Here is a 16,466-nt window from a genome sequence, read left to right on the forward strand (position 1 = left end):
CTGTGGCACGGTTGCGCGCGCGTGCCACGCGGCTACCCTCGGAGCGGACCCTCCCCCGCCGGACCACGCCCATGCGCCTGTTCGCCACGCTGACGATCCTGCTGCTGCCGCTGATGGCCGACGCCGCCGACAGGCCGCCGTCCAGGGCCGAGGTGGCCCGCTTCGCCGCCGACGCGCTGGCGCGCAACTGCGATCCCGCCGCGCCAGGGATGGCGGTGCTGCTGGCGCGCGGCGACGACGTGCTCTACCGCGGCGCCTGCGGCCGCGCCAGCCTCGAGCTCGACGTGCCGCTGTCGGCCGACCACGTGTTCCGCATCGGTTCGGTGACCAAGCAGTTCTCCGCCGCGGCGGTGCTGAAGCTGGCCGAGGACGGCAAGCTGTCGCTCGACGATCCGCTCACCCGGTTCGTGCCTGGCTACCCCGGCGGCGACGCGATCACGGTGCGCATGCTGCTCGACCACACCTCCGGCATCCGCAGCTATACCAGCATCGAGGCCATCATGGCCGGCGGCGGGATCATGCAGGACCTGTCCACCGCGGCGCTGATCGACAGCTTCAAGGGCGAGGCGGCCGACTTCGCGCCGGGCCAAGGCTGGGCGTACAACAACTCCGGCTACGTACTGGTCGGCGCCGTGATCGAGGCGGCCACCGGCAAGTCCTGGCATGCCTACCTGGAGGAAGCGTTCTTCGGGCCACTGGGCATGGAGCACACCGGCTACGGCAGCGAGGCCGAGGCGGTGATCCCAGGGCATGTCAACGGCTACACGCTCAACGGCGAACGCTGGGCGCGCGCCCGCTACCTGAGCATGACCCAGCCGCATGCGGCCGGCGCGCTGGTGTCGACCGTGGACGACCTGCTCAAGTGGAACCGTGCGCTGCACGAAGGCCGCATCCTCAGCCAGTCCAGCCACGCGGCCATGACCACGCCCGCCGGCAAGGCCGCGGAGAACGCCTACGGCTTCGGCATCAGCACCGGCACGCTGCGCGGACAGCCCAAGCTGGAGCACGGCGGCGGCATCTTCGGCTTCAGCGCCTACCTGCTCTACCTGCCCGGGGACGAGGTCAGCGTCGCGGTGCTCTACAACGCCGACGCCGGGCGGCCGGACATGCTCGGCACCGGCCGCGTCGCGCAGCTGCTGGCGGCCCACGCCATCGGCAGGCCCTATCCGGAGAAGAAGGCGATCGAGGTCGACGAGGCCACGCTGCGCGGCTACGAGGGCGTGTACCGCATCGACGAGAACAGCGCCCGCACCCTGCGCGTCGCCGGCGGGCGCCTGACCTCGCAGCGCAGCGGCGGCCAGGCCTATCCGCTGGTGCCCGTGGGCGAAGACACCTTCCTGTTCGAGGAGGGCTTCTCGCGGATGGTGTTCGAACGCGGCGACGATGGCGCGGTGGTGGCGATGCGCTTCTTCCCGGAAGACGAGGGTGAGGGAGAGCGCATCGCGCGCAGCGACGAGCCGTTGCCCACGGCCCGCACCGAAGTCGACCTGCCGCGCGCCGCGCTCGAGCGCATCGCCGGCGAATACGTGTTCCAGGGCGCCGTGCTGAAGGTATTCCTCGACGGCGACACGCCCAAGGCCCAGCTCAGCGGCCAGCCGGCGTTCGAGATCTTCGCCGAGTCGGCGTCGGCGTTCTTCCTCAAGGTGGTCGACGCCAGTCTTCGTTTCGCGCCGGAGACGGGCACGCCGGCGACGGTGACCCTGTCGCAGGGCGGGCACGAGACGGTGTTCGCGCGCCGCGACTGAGCGCGCGTACGCTCAGCCGCGCCAGAGCACCCGGGGCGCGGCCGGGCAGGCGCTGACGGCGCGTGGCTCCTCGAGTTCGCTGTCGAGCAGCCAGCAGTCGTCGAGCACCGAGCAGTAGCAGGCGCGCAGGCGCACCTGGTGACGCTCGCGGTCGAAGGCGTCGAAGGTCTCCTGCGGCACGCGCGCCAGCGGCATGCGCAGGAACGACACCCATTCCTCGGCGCCGAACACGCGGCGCTGGATGCCGCTGCCGATGATCGGATGGACGTCGCCGCGCGACTCCGGCATCCCGCCACAGCAGGCCTGCAGCAGGTCGCCCGCGGTCGCCATGGGCTTGCCGCGATGGGCCAGTTCGACCCAGCGGATGCGCGCCGGTCCGGTGCCGCGGTTGAGCAGGTCCAGCGCGATCTCGGGGCTGCCGTCGTCGCGCGAGATGTTGCTGCTGCCGAAGATCATCGACGGCCATACGCTCGCGGCCAGCATCCGCTCCTGGGTGCGGTTGGCGCTGATCGCCACGAACAGCGACACCACCGAGAGCATGATGGCGCTGGCGCCGACCACCAGCTCGAAGCGGCCTCGCGCGGGCGCCGGGGGCGGGTTGCCCGGAGGTGCCGTGGCAGGAGGCGGAGCGGTGGGTTCCGTGGTCATCGCCAGACCCCTCCTCCTGTCAGGCGGCCTGCACGATCCGCAGCGGGTTGTCCCACTCGCGCAGCAGCTCGGCCTCGCGTGCCCTGGCCGCGTGCAGGTGCGCTTCCTTGACGTGGCCGTAGCCGCGGATGTGCTCGGGGATGCCGGCGATCTCCGCGGCGAGGTCGACGTTGCCCGCGTCCAGCTTCTCCAGCAGCCCGCCCACGGTGCGTTCGTAGTCCTCGATCAGCTGGCGCTCCATGCGCCGCTCTTCGGTGCGGCCGAACACGTCGAAGGTGCCACCGCGCAGGAAGCGCAGCTTCGCCAGCAGGCCGAAGGCCTTGAACACCCAGGGCCCGTACTCGCGCTTGACCAGTTCGCCCTTGGCGTTCTTCTTCGCCAGCAGCGGCGGGGCGAGGTGGAAGTGCAGGCGGTAGTCGCCGTCGAACTGCTGTTCGACCCGGCGGCGGAACTCGCCACTGGTGTACAGGCGCGCGACCTCGTACTCGTCCTTGTAGGCCATGAGCTTGAAGAAGTAGCGCGCCACCGCTTCGGACAGGTCGGTCGAGCCCGGCGCCCTGACCCGCTCGGCCTCGCGCACGCGGGCGACGAAATCCGAATAGCGCTGCGCGTACTTCGCGTCCTGGTATTCGGTGAGGAACTCGATGCGGCGCGCGATCAGCTCGTCCAGCGAGCGCGACAGGCGCAGGTCGTCCATCGGCAGGAAGGCGACCGCATCGGTGCCGGCATGGGCGGGCACGTGGCGCAGCTCGTCCTCGGCGCGCAGCGGGGGCGGGGCCGAGGTCGCGCCCCATTCGGTGCTCTCCCACTCGCCCGGCGGCAGCGACGCCAGCGCGCGCGGCGTGGCCTCGGCCGTGGTCGGCGCGTTGCGCACCACGCCCGCGGCCTCGTACACCGATTCGGGGTCGATCGCGGCCAGCCTGCCCCAGGCGAAGGCGGTCTTGTTCATCTCGATGGCCGCGCCATTGAGTTCGACCGCCCGCATCAGCGAGTCCAGCGACAGCGGCACGAGGCCGCGCTGCCAGGCGTAGCCGAGCATGAACAGGTTGGAGGCGATCGCATCGCCCATCAGCGCGGTGGCGAGCTCGGTCGCATCGATCTGCAGCGGCGCCTGGCCGCCCATGGCCTGGGTCACCGCCTGCACGATGTCGGCGGCCGGGAACTGCATGTCCGGACGCGTGGTGAAGGTGCCGGGCATCGCCTCGTAGGTGTTGAGCACCACCTGCGAGCGTCCGGCGCGTACCTTCGACAGCGCCCAGTAGTCGTTGACCACCACCATGTCGCAGCCCAGCACCAGGTCGGCCTCGCCGGCGGCGATGCGCACCGCGTGGATGTCGTCGGGCGCCTTCGCGATGCGGATGTGGGTGGTGACGGCGCCGCCCTTCTGCGCCAGGCCGGTCTGGTCGAGCACGGTCGAGCCGCGGCCCTCAAGGTGGCCGGCCATGCCCAGCAGCGCGCCGATGGTAACCACGCCGGTGCCGCCGACGCCGGTGATCAGGATGTTCCAGGGCTGCGACAGGTCGGTGGCGAAGGCCGGCGGCGGCAGGCTGGCCAGGCGTCCCGCCGTCGCGGCCTTGTCGCCCTTGCGTGGCTTGCCGCCGTGCACGGTGACGAAGCTGGGGCAGAAGCCCTCGACGCAGGAATAGTCCTTGTTGCAGTTGCTCTGGTCGATCTCGCGCTTGCGCCCGAACTCGGTGTCCTTGGGCAGCACCGAGACGCAGAACGACTTCTTGCCGCAGTCGCCGCAGCCTTCGCAGACCAGGGTGTTCACGAATACCCGCTTCTGCGGATCGACCATCTTGCCGCGCTTGCGGCGGCGGCGCTTCTCGGTGGCGCAGGTCTGGTCGAAGATCAGCACGCTCACGCCCTTCACCTCGCGCAGGCGCTTCTGCACCGCGTCCAGCTCGCGACGGTCCTCGAACTCGGTGCCGGCCGGGAACAGCGAGCGGTCGCGCCACTTCGACAGGTCGTCGCTGACCAGCACGATGGTGTACACGCCCTCGCTGCGCACCTGGTGGGCGATCTGCGGCACGCTCAGGATGCCGTCGACCGGCTGTCCGCCGGTCATGGCGACCGCGTCGTTGTAGAGGATCTTGTAGGTGATGTTGACGCCGGCCGCGACCGACTGGCGGATCGCCAGCGAACCGGAGTGGAAATAGGTGCCGTCGCCGAGGTTCTGGAACACGTGCGGCGTATCGGTGAAGCCGGCCTGGCCGCACCAGGTCACGCCTTCGCCGCCCATCTGGGTGAAGGTGTCGGTGCTGCGGTCCATCCAGGTGACCATGTAGTGGCAGCCGATGCCGCCCAGCGCGCGCGAACCCTCCGGCACCACGGTCGAGGTGTTGTGCGGGCAGCCCGAGCAGTAGTGCGGCACGCGCGGGAACTGCGCGCGCGGCAGCGCCAGCTCGCCTTCCTTCTGTTCCATCCAGCGCAGCACGTCGCGGATGTGCTCGGTGTCGCGGCTGCCCTGCGGGATGAACTGCTGCAGCCGCCGCGCGATCACGCCGGCGATGGTGGCCGGGGTGAGTTCGCCGGTGGACGGCAGGATCCACTGCCCATCCTCGTCGTACTTGCCGACGATGGACGGCCGGTCGCCGTCGAAGTTGTAGAACAGCTCCTTCATCTGGCTCTCGATGAAGGCGTGCTTCTCCTCGACCACCAGGATGTCGCGCAGGCCGCGCGCGAAGGCGCGGATGCCTAGCGGCTCCAGCGGCCAGGTCATGCCGATCTTGTAGACGCGGATGCCGAGTTCGCGGCAGCGCTGCGCGTCCAGGCCCAGGTATTCCAGCGCCTGCAGCACGTCGAGGTAGCTCTTGCCGGTGGTGACGATGCCGAAGCGCGCGTCTGGCGCGTCCAGCACCATGCGGTCGATGCGGTTGGCGCGGGCGAAGGCCTGCGCGGCCTTGACCGCGTAGCGGTGCAGGCGCATCTCCTGGTCCAGCGGCGGATCAGGCCAGCGGATGTTGAGCCCCCCCGGCGGCAGCTCGAAGTCCTCCGGAGTGAGGATCTGCAGCGCGAGCGGGTTGACGTCGACCGAGGCCGAGGATTCCACCGTCTCGGCAATGGTCTTGAAGCCCACCCAGCGCCCGGTGAAGCGGCTCATCGCCCAGCCGACCAGGCCCATGTCGAGGATGTCCTGGACGCCTGCCGGATTGAGGATCGGCATCATCGCGCTGGTGAACTCGCCCTCGCTGCCGTGCGGCAGGGTCGAGGAGCGGCAGGCGTGGTCGTCGGCGGCCAGCGCCAGCACGCCGCCGTGGCGCGAGGTGCCGGCGGCGTTGCCGTGCTTGAACACGTCGCCGCAGCGGTCCACGCCCGGGCCCTTGCCGTACCACATGGCGTACACGCCATCGACCGTGGCGCCCGGGAACAGGTTGGTCTGCTGGGTGCCCCAGACCATGGTCGCGCCGAGATCCTCGTTGAGGCCCGGCTGGAACTTCACGTTGGCCTCGCCCAGGTACTGCTTCGCCCGCCACAGCTCCAGGTCGAAGCCGCCCAGCGGCGAGCCGCGGTAGCCGGAAATGAAGCCGCCGGTGTTCAGGCCCGCGGCCTGGTCGCGCAGGCGCTGCATCAGCGGCAGGCGCACCAGCGCCTGCACGCCGGACAGGTAGATGCGTCCGTCGGTGCGGGTGTACTTGTGGTCCAGCGTGTAGTCGGGGTCGGTGACGCCCCGGGTCAGGCCGGTGTGCGCGGAAGCGGGCGAGGAGAGTTCTGCGGTGCTGGTCATGGCGTCTTGGTCTGGCGGGCGGCGCACGGCCGCAGGCTGGGACGCAGCACGGACGCCGCGGGTCCGGGTAAACGTGTCAAGTGTAACAGTGGCGACGGCGCGCAGGCCCGTTTGCGCGGTCGCACAGCCGGGTATACAAAGGCGGACAGGGGCGTCGGCGCAGGCCAGTGCGCCGGCAAGGGGGCACGATGTCACCCGACAGTCAGACAGCCTCGCCGCAAGATCGCGGTGCCTGGGCCAGGCTGCACAACCACGCGCTGGTGTCGCTCGCCCGCCGCGTCTGGCAGGACGATTGCACGCTCGACCGCGCGTTCGCGCTGATCTGCGAAACCGCCGCCGGCACGCTCGAGGTGGAGCGGGTCAACATCTGGCGCTGGGATGCGGCCAGCGGCCGCCTGCAGTGCCTGCACCACTTCGAACGCAGCCGCGGCCATCGCCGCGCCGGGTCCGCCGATGCGGTTCTGGACGTGGGCCGCGACTACGCCGCCGCGCTCGACGAGGTGCGCGTGATCAACCGGAGCGCCGCGGCCGCGGGCGACGGCGGGCTGGGCGACTACCTGCAGCGCCACGGCATCGGTTCGCTGCTGGACGCGCCGGTGCGCTCGGCCGGCGAACTGCTGGGGGTGATCTGCCACGAGCACGTCGGCCGGCCGCGCACCTGGTCGCCCGAGGACCAGGCCTTCGCCGGCAGCATCGGCGATTACGTGGCGATGGCGCTGGAGATCGACCGCCGTCGCCGCCTCGAAGGACGCGTGCGCTACCTGGAGCTGCACGATCCGCACACCGACCTGCCCAACCGCGACCACCTGCTGGGCGTGGTGCATGCGGCGCTGCGGCCGATGCATGGCGCGGACAACGGCCTGGCCGCGATCCATCTCAACTTCGATGCCTCCCCGCACGACGGCGATGCCGGCCACGAGCTGCTGGTCGAGGCCGCCGCCCGCCTGCGTCGCGACCTCGACGGCGAGGCGACGCTGGCGCGGGTGCGCGGCAATGCCTTCGCCGTGCTGCCGCACCGCCACCTGCACGAAACCCAGGCCCTGGTCCTGGCCGAGCGCTGCGTGGATACGGTGCAGTCCTGCCTGGACGAACAGGGCATCGCGGTGATCGTCACCGCCGGCATCGCCTTCTCCCGCGACCTCGCCGCGCCGTCGGCCGACAACCTGCTGCGCAACGCCGAGACCGCCAGCCACGAGGCGCGGCGCAACCGCCACGGGCGCTGCGAGATTTTCGATGCCGAGCACCATCGCGGCCTGGTCGAGCGGCTGCACATGGAGCGCAAGGTGCGCGAGGCCTACGAGGCCGGCCGCATGTGCGTGCAGTTCCAGCCCGAGGTCGAGCTCTCGACCGGGCGCTGGGTCGCGGCCGAGGCGCTGCTGCGCTGGCGCGACGACCAGGGCCGCTGCCGGCCCGCCTGCGACTTCATCGACGTGATCGAGAACAGCGGCCTGATCGTGCCGATCGGGCGCTGGATGTTGCACGAGGCCTGCTCGCTGGCGCAGGGCTGGCCGGCGCTCGCCAATGGCATCGGCCCGAAGCTGCGCGTGAACCTGTCGGCGCGGCAGTTCGAGCAGGCCAGCCTGGTCGGCGACGTGAGCGCCGCGCTGGCCGGCAGCGGCCTGCAGCCCGGGCGACTGTGCCTGGAGCTGACCGAAAGCATCCTGCTGCCCGACATCGCCGTCGCCGCGCAGACGCTGACCCGGCTGCGCGAGCTGGGGGTGTCGATCGCGCTGGACGACTTCGGCACCGGCTACTCGTCGCTGGCCTATCTCAAGCGCCTGCCGATCGACGTGATCAAGCTCGACCGCTGCTTCATCGGCGGCCTGCCCGACGACCCCTACGACCTGGCCATCGTGCAGGCGATGTCCACCCTGGCGCAGCGCACCGGCATCGGCATCGTCGCCGAAGGCGTGGAAACGCAGGCCCAGGCCCGCACCGTGCGCGAATGCGGCGTGCAGCGCGCGCAGGGGTTCCTGTTCTCGGCATCGCTGGACAACGAGGAGCTGGTGCGGGGATTCGCGGACTGACGGCTCGGCGCCGGAGGGCGGGCGTTGGCGTCGTGGTTCCGGTAGCGGCCTGCGCCTCCCCGGCCCACTCCCGCAGGCCGGTGAGGAAACAGGCGAAGCAGCCACCGCCAAGGCGCCCAGGGGCGGCAGTCGGGAGTTCTACTGCGCGCGGCCAGGCGTGGACGTCGCCGCTCCCTCCCCGCATGCGGGGGAGGGTCTGATGCGGGTCAACGCGGCATCGTCTCGAAGAGGCGTGTCGCCTCCCGCGTTACTTGCGCACTTCCTGCGTATGCGACTGCAGCGCCTCGGCCAGGCCCGGCACGCCCTCGGCGCCGGTCGGCACCGTGATGCTCGAACCCTTGAACTCGTCGCCGATCGGCTGCGAGCGTCCGCCCAGGCACTGCGACAGGAAGCCTTCGGCGACGGCGTTGAAGGCCTTGTTGTTCTCCGGCCTGGCGAAGCCGTGGCCTTCGTCGGGGAACAGCACGTAGGTGACCGGGATGTTCTTGGCGGTCATGGCATCGACGATCTGGTCGCTCTCGTCCTGCTTCACGCGCGGGTCGTTGGCGCCCTGGCCGATCAGCAGCGGCTTGCTGATCGCATCCACGCGCGAGAGCGGCGAGCGCTCGGCCAGCCAGGCCTTGCCTTCCTCGGTTTCCGGATCGCCCATGCGGCGCACCAGCTGCTTGTAGAAGCTGGCCCAGTACGGCGGCACGGTCGAGAGCAGGGTGTTGAGGTTGGCCGGCCCGACGATGTCCACGCCGCAGGCGAAGGTGTCGGGGGTGAAGGTCAGGCCGACCAGGGTGGCGTAGCCGCCGTAGCTGCCGCCCATGATCGCGACCTTGTCCTGCGTGGTCACGCCCGTGTCGACCGCCCATTGCACCGCGTCGATCAGGTCGTCGTGCATCTTGCCGGCCCACTCGCCGTCGCCGGCGTTGGTGAAGTCCTTGCCGAAGCCGGTCGAGCCGCGGAAGTTCACGCTCAGCACCGCGTAGCCGCGGTTGGCCAGCCACTGGTCGTAGCTGCTGTAGCCGTAGGCGTCGCGGGCCCAGGGGCCACCGTGCACCAGCAGCACCATCGGCACCGGCCGGTCGGCCTTGCCGTCGCCGTTGGCGTCGGCGTGCGCGGGCAGGGTGAGGTAGCTGACCAGGGTCTTGCCGTCGCGCGAGGTCAGTTCCTGCGGCCACATCGGCACCAGCGGCTTGCCCTCGAGCGCGGGCCGGCCGGAGAACATCCGGGTGAGTTCGCCACCGCCCTTGCCGTCGCGGTCGTAGCGGTAGTACTCGACCGGCGACTCGGCCGCCGAATAGGCGACGATCCAGGTCCTGTCGTCGAGCGTGCGGGTATTGATCGAGGCCTCGCCCGGGCCGATCGCGTCGAGCCGTTCCAGGTCGGCCCGGATCGCATCGTCGAGCACGGCCCACTGTTCGCGCAGGTAGTTCACCGCGACCGCCTGCACCTTGCCCGTGGCCGGATCGGCGAGGCCGCCGCCGATGTCCGCGCGCGGGTCCTCGTGTACCAGGGTCTTCTGGCCGGTCGCGGTGTCGATCGCGAACAGCGCGTTGGTGTTGCGCTCGCGCGAATCGCGCATGTACAGCGTGGCGCCGTCCTTGGTCAGGCCGGCGTAGCCGGTGGTCATGCCGTCCTCGAACGGAATCTCGTCGTACTTCTCCCAGGTCTCGCCGGCGCGGCGCAGCAGGTCCTCGCCGCCGTCCGGGCGGGCGCGCGAGGCGAAGCGCAGGCCGTAGTCGGCATCGGCGATGTACCCCGAGATCTCCTGGTCGTTCTTCTCCACGAGCGTGCGCTCGCCACTGCCGAGGTCGACGCGGTAGACGTCGTGCCATTTCGGATCGCGGTCGTTCATGCCCACCAGGATCGTGTCCGGGTGCCGGTCGCTGACCCCGACCACCTGCGCGGTGGTCTTCTCGAACGGGGTGAGGTCGCGGCTCTCGCCGGAGGCCAGGTCCACCGCATGGAGGTGGAAGTCCTCGTCGCCGCCGCTGTCGCGCAGGTACAGCAGGGTGTCGGGCCGGTAGGACCAGAAGTAGCTGCGGATGCCGCGTGCGGTGTCGCGGGTCACGGCCTTCGCCGCGGACGGGTCGTCGGCCGGGGCGATCCAGACGTTGAGCGTGCCGTCGAGCGGCGCGACCCAGCTCAGGTACCTGCCGTCGGGGCTGAGCTGGACGTTGGCGCGCTCGGGATTCCCGAACAGCGCCTCGCGCGGGATCAGCTCGACCTGCTCCAGGGAGGTGGGAGTGGCGGCCTTGGCATCGGCAGGCACTTCGTCGGCCTTGCCGCTGCTGCAGGCCGACAGGGCGATGGTGATGGCGGACGCGAGCAGGAGGCGGTGCATGGGCGGTTCCAGGCTGGGTGAGCCAGCGAGGATACGGCCAAGGCGCCCGCGGTTGCGCTGGCGCCGCCGCGGTCAGGCCGCCTGCCGGCGGCTGCCGCGCTCGGCCGGCCGGTAGCCCAGCGCCTCGGTCAGGTGCGCGGTGGCGATGGCCGGGCTGCCGGCCAGGTCGGCGATGGTGCGGGCCACGCGCAGGATCCGGTGCATCGAGCGCGCCGACAGGTGCAGCGCCTCGATCGCGCGCTCCAGCAGCGCCTGGTCGTGCGCCTGCAGCCGGCACCAGGCCATGGTTGCGGCCTGCGACAGCTGGGCGTTGAGGCCGCCGGCGCGCTGCTGCTGGATGGCCCGCGCCGATTCGACCCGGGCGCGGATCGCGGCGCTGGATTCGCCCTCGGGCGCGTCGGGCCGCAGTTCGGCCGGGGGCAGCCGCGGCACCTCCACATGCAGGTCGATGCGGTCGAGCAGCGGCCCGGAAATGCGGCCGCGATAGCGTTCGATCGCCTCGCCGGGGCAGCGGCAGCGGCCGGAGGCGTCGCCGGCCCAGCCGCAGGGGCAGGGATTCATCGCCGCCACCAGCTGGAAGCGCGCCGGGAACTCGCTTTGCCGCGCCGCGCGCGAAATCGTGACCACGCCCGATTCCAGCGGCTCGCGCAGCACTTCCAGCGCATGGCGCTGCCATTCGGGCAGCTCGTCGAGGAACAGCACGCCGTTGTGCGCCAGCGAGATCTCGCCCGGCCGCGGCTCGCTGCCGCCGCCGACCAGGGCGATCGCGCTGGCGGTGTGGTGCGGCGCGCGGAACGGCCGCTCGCGCCAGCAGGCCGGATCCAGCCCGCGTCCGCTGACCGAGGCGATGGCCGCCGTTTCCAGCGCCTCCGCTTCGCAGGCCTCGGGCAGCAGCCCGGGCAGGCGCGAGGCCAGCAGGGTCTTGCCGCAGCCCGGCGGGCCGACCAGCAGCAGGTGGTGGCCGCCGGCCGCGGCGATCTCCAGCGCGCGCCGCGCCTGCGACTGGCCGCGCACGTCGCGCATGTCCGGACGTTCGGATCGCCGCTGCGGGGGCGCGACCGCGGGCGGCAGCGCGCGCTGGCCGCCGAGCAGGGCGCAGGCCTCGAGCAGGGTGCGTGCGGTGCAGGTCTCCACGCCCGAGGCCAGCGCGGCTTCCGGGCCGTTGCCCTCGGCCACCACCAGCTTGCGCCCGGTCTGGGCCACGGCCAGCGCGGCCGGCAGGATCCCGTCCACCGGCCGCAGTTCGCCGGTCAGGCCGAGTTCGCCGATGAATTCGTAGTCCGCCAGCGCCTCGCGCGGGATCTGCCCGCTGGCGGCGAGGATGCCCAGCGCGATCGGCAGGTCGAAGCGGCCGCCGCACTTGGGCAGGTCGGCCGGGGCCAGGTTGACGGTGATGCGGCGCGCCGGGAACTCGAACTGCGCGCACTGGATCGCCGCGCGCACCCGGTCCTTGGCCTCGCGCACTGCGGCTTCCGGCAAGCCGACGATCGACATCGACGGCAATCCGCCGCCGAGGTGGACTTCCACCTTGACCGCGGGCGCACGCACCCCGGCGCGCGCGCGTCCATGCACGAGCGCGAGTCCCATGGTGGCCGGCTCAGTGGGCCGGGGTGCCGGGCGCCGGACCGGCCGCGGACGCCTGCCGCGTCTCGAGGTCGGCGACCACGGCCTGCAGCTGTTCGAGCTTCTCGCGGGTGCGCAGCAGCACCGCGCGCTGCACCTCGAACTCCTCGCGGGTGACCAGGTCGAGCTTGGCCAGGCCCGACTGCAGCACCGCCTTGAAGTTCTCCTGCAGTTCCTCGCGGCTCTCGCGCAGGCCGGGGGGAACCAGGCCGCTGAGGCGACGGGCGAGGTCGTCGATGTGGTTGAGGTCGATCATGCCGCTGCTCCGGTGCGTGGAATGCGTCCAGCTTCGTCCGTGCCGCGTGAGGGCGCAGTCGGGGCGTGGCGCGGCCGGCTGTAGGAAAACTCCGACCGCCGGCGGGGGTATGCTAACGCTGCGCCGCGAACCCGCGGCGGCCGACCGGACCGTGGAGCCCTGCAGATGAAGATGGTGATGGCGATCATCAAGCCGTTCAAACTCGACGACGTGCGCGAGGCGCTGGCCGAGGTCGGCGTGACCGGCATCACCGTCACCGAGGTCAAGGGCTTCGGCCGCCAGAAGGGCCACACCGAGCTCTATCGTGGCGCCGAGTACGTGGTCGACTTCCTGCCCAAGGTCAAGCTGGAGATCGCGGTCACCGACGACCAGGTCGAGCCGGTCACCGAAGCGATCGTCAAGGCCGCCGGCACCGGCAAGATCGGCGACGGCAAGGTGTTCGTCTACGAGCTCGACCACGCGGTGCGGATCCGCACCGGCGAGCTGGACGGCGACGCGATCTGAGGCGTGAGTCTCCGCCGCAGCTCGGGGCTTGCGGCCCTGGTCGGCTGGTGGGCTATAGTCAGGTCTGGAACAGGGAGATCATCATGCGCGTGTTGTGCCATGCAGCAGCTGCATTGCTTGCGGGGGCGATGCTCCTGAACAGCGCCAGTGCCGGTCAGGCAGACGTGACCACCCAGGTCGTCGTCGAGACGAGGGCGGAGAAGATCCTCGAACAGCAGACACGGATTCTCGAGGAAGCGACTGCGAAGCAGGGAAGGTATCGGGATCTCGACAGCCGAAGCCTCGGTCGTCTGAAACGGGAACAGGAGACCGTGTTCTCGCTGCTCGAAGGAAAGACCTCGTCGGAAGAATTGACTCCTGGAGACCAGCTGAAACTGTTCAATTCGCTTGAAGCGATATCCGCGATCGTCAATCGGGACGAAGACGAACGCATGGTCTGCCGGCGCGCCAGGCGCACAGGCAGCAACATGAGCGAAACGGTCTGCAAGACAGTGGCGCAACGTCGCGAGGAACAGGAAAAGGCGCGGGAAACGCTTCCTTCTCGGCATGCGATTTCCTGCGGCAACTTCTGTCCCTGACGACCATCCAGCGCGCTTGGGACCGGCATGGCGTCCGAAGCGTTGTCCCTCGACCCTGCGGGCGCAGTTCAGCCGGCGCGTAGCGCCTGCGCCACGAACGGCGGCAGCACCTGCGCGCCCTTGTGGATCCCGGCGCTGTAGTACTTCGTCGCGAACGGCATCGCGTCCGCGTCGGCTTCGCGGAACTCGAAGCCGCCGGACTTGCGCGCGAGCGTGCAAGACCACCAGCCGGTGGGATAGCAGGGCTGCGGGAACGGCAGGGTCTGGAAGCTGGTGAAGCCGGCCTTGCCCATCTCCGCGCGCATCTCGCCGATCAGCTCGAGCAGGGCCAGCGGCGATTCGGACTGCTGCACCAGGATGCCGTCGTCCTTCAGCGCACGGAAGCAGCTTTCGAAGAATGCCTTGTTGAACAGGCCCTCGGCCGGGCCGACCGGGTCGGTCGAATCCACGATCACCACGTCCAGGCTGGCCGGCGCGCAGTTGGCCATGTACGCGATGCCGTCGTCGAACAGGATCCGCGCGCGCGGGTCGGCGTTGGACTCGCACAGCTCGGGGAAGTACTTCTCCGCCATGCGCGTGACCTGCTCGTCGATGTCGCACTGCACCGCCGTCTCCACGCCCGGGTGGCGCAGAACCTCGCGCAGCGTGCCGCAATCGCCGCCGCCGATGATCACCACGTTCTTCGGATCGGGATGAGTGAACAGCGCCGGGTGCGACATCATCTCGTGGTAGAAGAAGTTGTCGCGCGTGGTCACCATCATCGCGCCGTCGATCAGCATCACGTTGCCCCAGTCGGTCGATTCGTAGATCTCGATCTTCTGGAACGGCGACTGCACCTCGTCGAGCTTGCGCACGATGCGGAAGCCGATGGCCGAGCCGGTGGGTTCGAACTGTTCGTGCAGCCAGTTGCTGGCGGTCATGGGGCGTCCTGTGGGTGCGGATGATCCAGCGCGCGCAGCGCTCGGATTCGCGCACCGCGGCGGGCGCGCATTGTAGCGGACGCTGCGCAACGCGCCCGCGACGGCGCCTCCGGGCGGCGCCCGAGGCCGCGGCGGGCGCACCGTGGCGCCGCGCATACGGGACGTGGCGCCCGCAGGCCCTAGAATGAGCGGCCCGATTCCCCCGGATGCCTGCGATGACCGCCTGGTCGACCGAGCAAGCGCGCAAGACCTACTCGATCCCCCACTGGGCGGAAGGCTATGTCGATGTCGACGACGCCGGTCGCGTGCTGGTGCGACCGCTCGGCGAGGGCGGCACCGGCATCGCGCTGCCGGAGATCGTCGACAAGGCCATGGAGCGCGGCGCCAAGCTGCCGCTGCTGGTGCGCTTCCCGGACATCCTCGGCGACCGCCTGCGGCGGCTGCAGGCCGCCTTCGAGCAGGCCCAGGCGGCCAGCGGCTATGCCGGCGGGTACACGGCCGTGTATCCGATCAAGGTCAACCAGCACGCGGCGGTGGCCGGCACCCTGGCCTCGCACCACGGCGAGGGCTTCGGCCTGGAAGCCGGCAGCAAGCCCGAGCTGATGGCGGTGCTGGCGCTCTCGCGCCCGGGCGGGCTGATCGTGTGCAACGGCTACAAGGACCGCGAATACATCCGCCTGGCGCTGATCGGCCGCAAGCTGGGCCTGGCCACCTTCATCGTGGTGGAAAAACCGTCGGAACTTCGCCTGATCATGGAGGAAGCGCAGGCGCTGGGCGTGGAGCCGGGCATCGGCGTGCGCATGCGCCTGGCCTCGCTGGGCGCGGGCAAGTGGCAGAACAGCGGCGGCGACAAGGCCAAGTTCGGGCTGTCGCCGCGCCAGGTGCTGGACCTGTGGAAGTCGCTGCGCGATGCCGGCAAGAGCGACTGGCTGGGCCTGCTGCACTTCCACATGGGCTCGCAGATCTCCAACGTGCGCGACATCGCCAACGGCATGCGCGAGGCCACGCGCTATTTCGTCGAGTTGTCGAAGCTGGGCGCGAAGATCAGCCACGTCGACGTCGGCGGTGGCCTGGGCATCGACTACGAGGGCACGCGCTCGCGCAGCTTCTGCTCGATCAACTATGGCCTCGACACCTACGCGGGCAACATCGTGCAACCGCTGGCCGATGCCTGCGCCGAGCACGACCTGCCGCCGCCGCGCATCGTCACCGAGTGCGGCCGCGCCATGACCGCGCACCACGCCATGCTGGTGGCCAACGTGGTCGAGGTGGAACAGGCGCCGGAAGGCCGCGTGCCCGAAGCGCACGATGACGAGCCGGGGGTGATCCGCCACCTGCGCGGGATCCACGCCGAACTCGACCAGCGCCCGCCGGTGGAGCTTTACCACGAGGCGCAGCACTTCCACGCCGAAGGCCTGTCGGCCTACGCGCTCGGGCAGGTCGACCTGGTCCACCGCGCCCGCATCGACGACCTGTTCTACGCGATCGCGCACGGCGTGCGCGCGCGCCTGAGCTACGACGAGAAGAACCACCGCGCGGTGCTCGACGAACTCGCCGAGCGCCTGGTCGACAAGTACTTCGTGAACTTCAGCGTGTTCGAGTCGATGCCCGACGTGTGGGCGATCGACCAGGTCTTCCCGATCGTGCCGATCGAGCGCCTCGACGAGATGCCGTCGCGGCGCGGCGTGATCGCCGACATGACCTGCGACTCGGACGGCAAGATCGACACCTATGTCGAGAACGAGGGCCTGGACAGCTCGCTGCCGCTGCACCCGCTGGCGCCGGGCGAGCGCTATCGCCTGGCCTTCTTCCTGGTCGGCGCCTACCAGGAGATCCTGGGCGATATCCACAACCTGTTCGGCGACACCGACGCGGTCGAGGTCCGGCTCTCCGGCGACGGCTACGCCATCACCCAGCAGCGGCGCGGCGACACCACCGACGTGATGCTCGACTACGTCGGCTACAAGCTCGACGACCTGCGCCGGATCTACCGCGCCCGGGTGGGCGCGGTCGACTTGGGCAAGGCCGAGGCGGCGCGCCTGAACGAAGCGCTGGAGGCCGGACTGACCGGCTACACCTACCTGGACGACGCCTCGCCGGGCTGAA

General features: G+C 70.6%; 11 protein-coding genes. 5 read left to right on the plus strand and 6 right to left on the minus strand.

The annotated features are described in order from the left end of the window. Positions 1–71: 71 nt before the first annotated feature. Entirely contained in the window at positions 72–1,745 is a 1,674-nt protein-coding gene (locus Q0863_RS09700; RefSeq protein WP_298577632.1) for a serine hydrolase, read from the plus strand. A gap of 12 nt (positions 1,746–1,757) precedes the next feature. Here Q0863_RS09700 and Q0863_RS09705 read toward each other — a convergent pair whose 3' ends face one another. Both Q0863_RS09705 and Q0863_RS09710 read right to left on the minus strand, forming a co-directional pair. Then, the gene (locus tag Q0863_RS09705) at positions 1,758–2,393 is read right to left on the minus strand and encodes a hypothetical protein (RefSeq protein WP_298577634.1); all 636 of its coding nucleotides are present in this window, start codon (positions 2,391–2,393) and stop codon (positions 1,758–1,760) included. Between the two features lie 19 nt (positions 2,394–2,412). Continuing rightward, positions 2,413–6,120, minus strand: a complete 3,708-nt coding sequence (locus tag Q0863_RS09710; RefSeq protein ID WP_298577635.1) for an indolepyruvate ferredoxin oxidoreductase family protein — start codon at positions 6,118–6,120, stop codon at positions 2,413–2,415. A 188-nt stretch (positions 6,121–6,308) separates the two neighbouring features. On the opposite strand from Q0863_RS09710, the gene Q0863_RS09715 reads away from it, so the two are divergent. After that, positions 6,309–8,147, plus strand: a complete 1,839-nt coding sequence (locus Q0863_RS09715) for a sensor domain-containing phosphodiesterase (protein ID WP_298577636.1) — start codon at positions 6,309–6,311, stop codon at positions 8,145–8,147. Between the two features lie 247 nt (positions 8,148–8,394). Here Q0863_RS09715 and Q0863_RS09720 read toward each other — a convergent pair whose 3' ends face one another. The 3 genes from Q0863_RS09720 to Q0863_RS09730 form a co-directional block, all read right to left on the minus strand. Beyond that, positions 8,395–10,479: a S9 family peptidase gene (locus Q0863_RS09720; RefSeq protein WP_298577637.1), complete on the minus strand. Its 2,085-nt coding sequence runs from the start codon at positions 10,477–10,479 to the stop codon at positions 8,395–8,397. 72 nt (positions 10,480–10,551) lie between these two features. Further along, positions 10,552–12,066: a YifB family Mg chelatase-like AAA ATPase gene (locus Q0863_RS09725; protein ID WP_298577639.1), complete on the minus strand. Its 1,515-nt coding sequence runs from the start codon at positions 12,064–12,066 to the stop codon at positions 10,552–10,554. A gap of 10 nt (positions 12,067–12,076) precedes the next feature. After that, entirely contained in the window at positions 12,077–12,358 is a 282-nt protein-coding gene (locus Q0863_RS09730; protein ID WP_298577641.1) for an accessory factor UbiK family protein, read from the minus strand. Between the two features lie 165 nt (positions 12,359–12,523). Between Q0863_RS09730 and Q0863_RS09735 the strand changes: the two genes are divergently transcribed. Further along, the gene (locus Q0863_RS09735; protein ID WP_298577643.1) at positions 12,524–12,862 is read left to right on the plus strand and encodes a P-II family nitrogen regulator; all 339 of its coding nucleotides are present in this window, start codon (positions 12,524–12,526) and stop codon (positions 12,860–12,862) included. Between the two features lie 83 nt (positions 12,863–12,945). Next, positions 12,946–13,440 (plus strand): hypothetical protein, encoded by a 495-nt coding sequence (locus tag Q0863_RS09740; protein WP_298577645.1) that lies wholly within the window; start codon positions 12,946–12,948, stop codon positions 13,438–13,440. 68 nt (positions 13,441–13,508) lie between these two features. Here Q0863_RS09740 and speE read toward each other — a convergent pair whose 3' ends face one another. Further along, positions 13,509–14,360, minus strand: coding sequence for a polyamine aminopropyltransferase (speE, locus tag Q0863_RS09745; protein ID WP_298577647.1), 852 nt, complete (start codon positions 14,358–14,360; stop codon positions 13,509–13,511). Positions 14,361–14,575: 215 nt separating this feature from the next. Here speE and speA point away from each other — a divergent pair, with 215 nt between their 5' ends. Beyond that, entirely contained in the window at positions 14,576–16,465 is a 1,890-nt protein-coding gene (speA, locus tag Q0863_RS09750; RefSeq protein ID WP_298577649.1) for an arginine decarboxylase, read from the plus strand. Position 16,466: the final 1 nt, after the last annotated feature.

The organism is uncultured Luteimonas sp., from assembly GCF_947492465.1.
Taxonomy (GTDB): domain Bacteria; phylum Pseudomonadota; class Gammaproteobacteria; order Xanthomonadales; family Xanthomonadaceae; genus Luteimonas.

What these genes read in the sequence shown, in the direction of transcription:
- Q0863_RS09700 (WP_298577632.1), top strand. Translation starts at nt 72, where the DNA reads ATGCGCCTGTTCGCCACGCTGACGATCCTGCTGCTGCCGCTGATGGCC.
- Q0863_RS09705 (WP_298577634.1), bottom strand. Translation starts at nt 2,393, where the DNA reads ATGACCACGGAACCCACCGCTCCGCCTCCTGCCACGGCACCTCCGGGC.
- Q0863_RS09710 (WP_298577635.1), bottom strand. Translation starts at nt 6,120, where the DNA reads ATGACCAGCACCGCAGAACTCTCCTCGCCCGCTTCCGCGCACACCGGC.
- Q0863_RS09715 (WP_298577636.1), top strand. Translation starts at nt 6,309, where the DNA reads ATGTCACCCGACAGTCAGACAGCCTCGCCGCAAGATCGCGGTGCCTGG.
- Q0863_RS09720 (WP_298577637.1), bottom strand. Translation starts at nt 10,479, where the DNA reads ATGCACCGCCTCCTGCTCGCGTCCGCCATCACCATCGCCCTGTCGGCC.
- Q0863_RS09725 (WP_298577639.1), bottom strand. Translation starts at nt 12,066, where the DNA reads ATGGGACTCGCGCTCGTGCATGGACGCGCGCGCGCCGGGGTGCGTGCG.
- Q0863_RS09730 (WP_298577641.1), bottom strand. Translation starts at nt 12,358, where the DNA reads ATGATCGACCTCAACCACATCGACGACCTCGCCCGTCGCCTCAGCGGC.
- Q0863_RS09735 (WP_298577643.1), top strand. Translation starts at nt 12,524, where the DNA reads ATGAAGATGGTGATGGCGATCATCAAGCCGTTCAAACTCGACGACGTG.
- Q0863_RS09740 (WP_298577645.1), top strand. Translation starts at nt 12,946, where the DNA reads ATGCGCGTGTTGTGCCATGCAGCAGCTGCATTGCTTGCGGGGGCGATG.
- speE (WP_298577647.1), bottom strand. Translation starts at nt 14,360, where the DNA reads ATGACCGCCAGCAACTGGCTGCACGAACAGTTCGAACCCACCGGCTCG.
- speA (WP_298577649.1), top strand. Translation starts at nt 14,576, where the DNA reads ATGACCGCCTGGTCGACCGAGCAAGCGCGCAAGACCTACTCGATCCCC.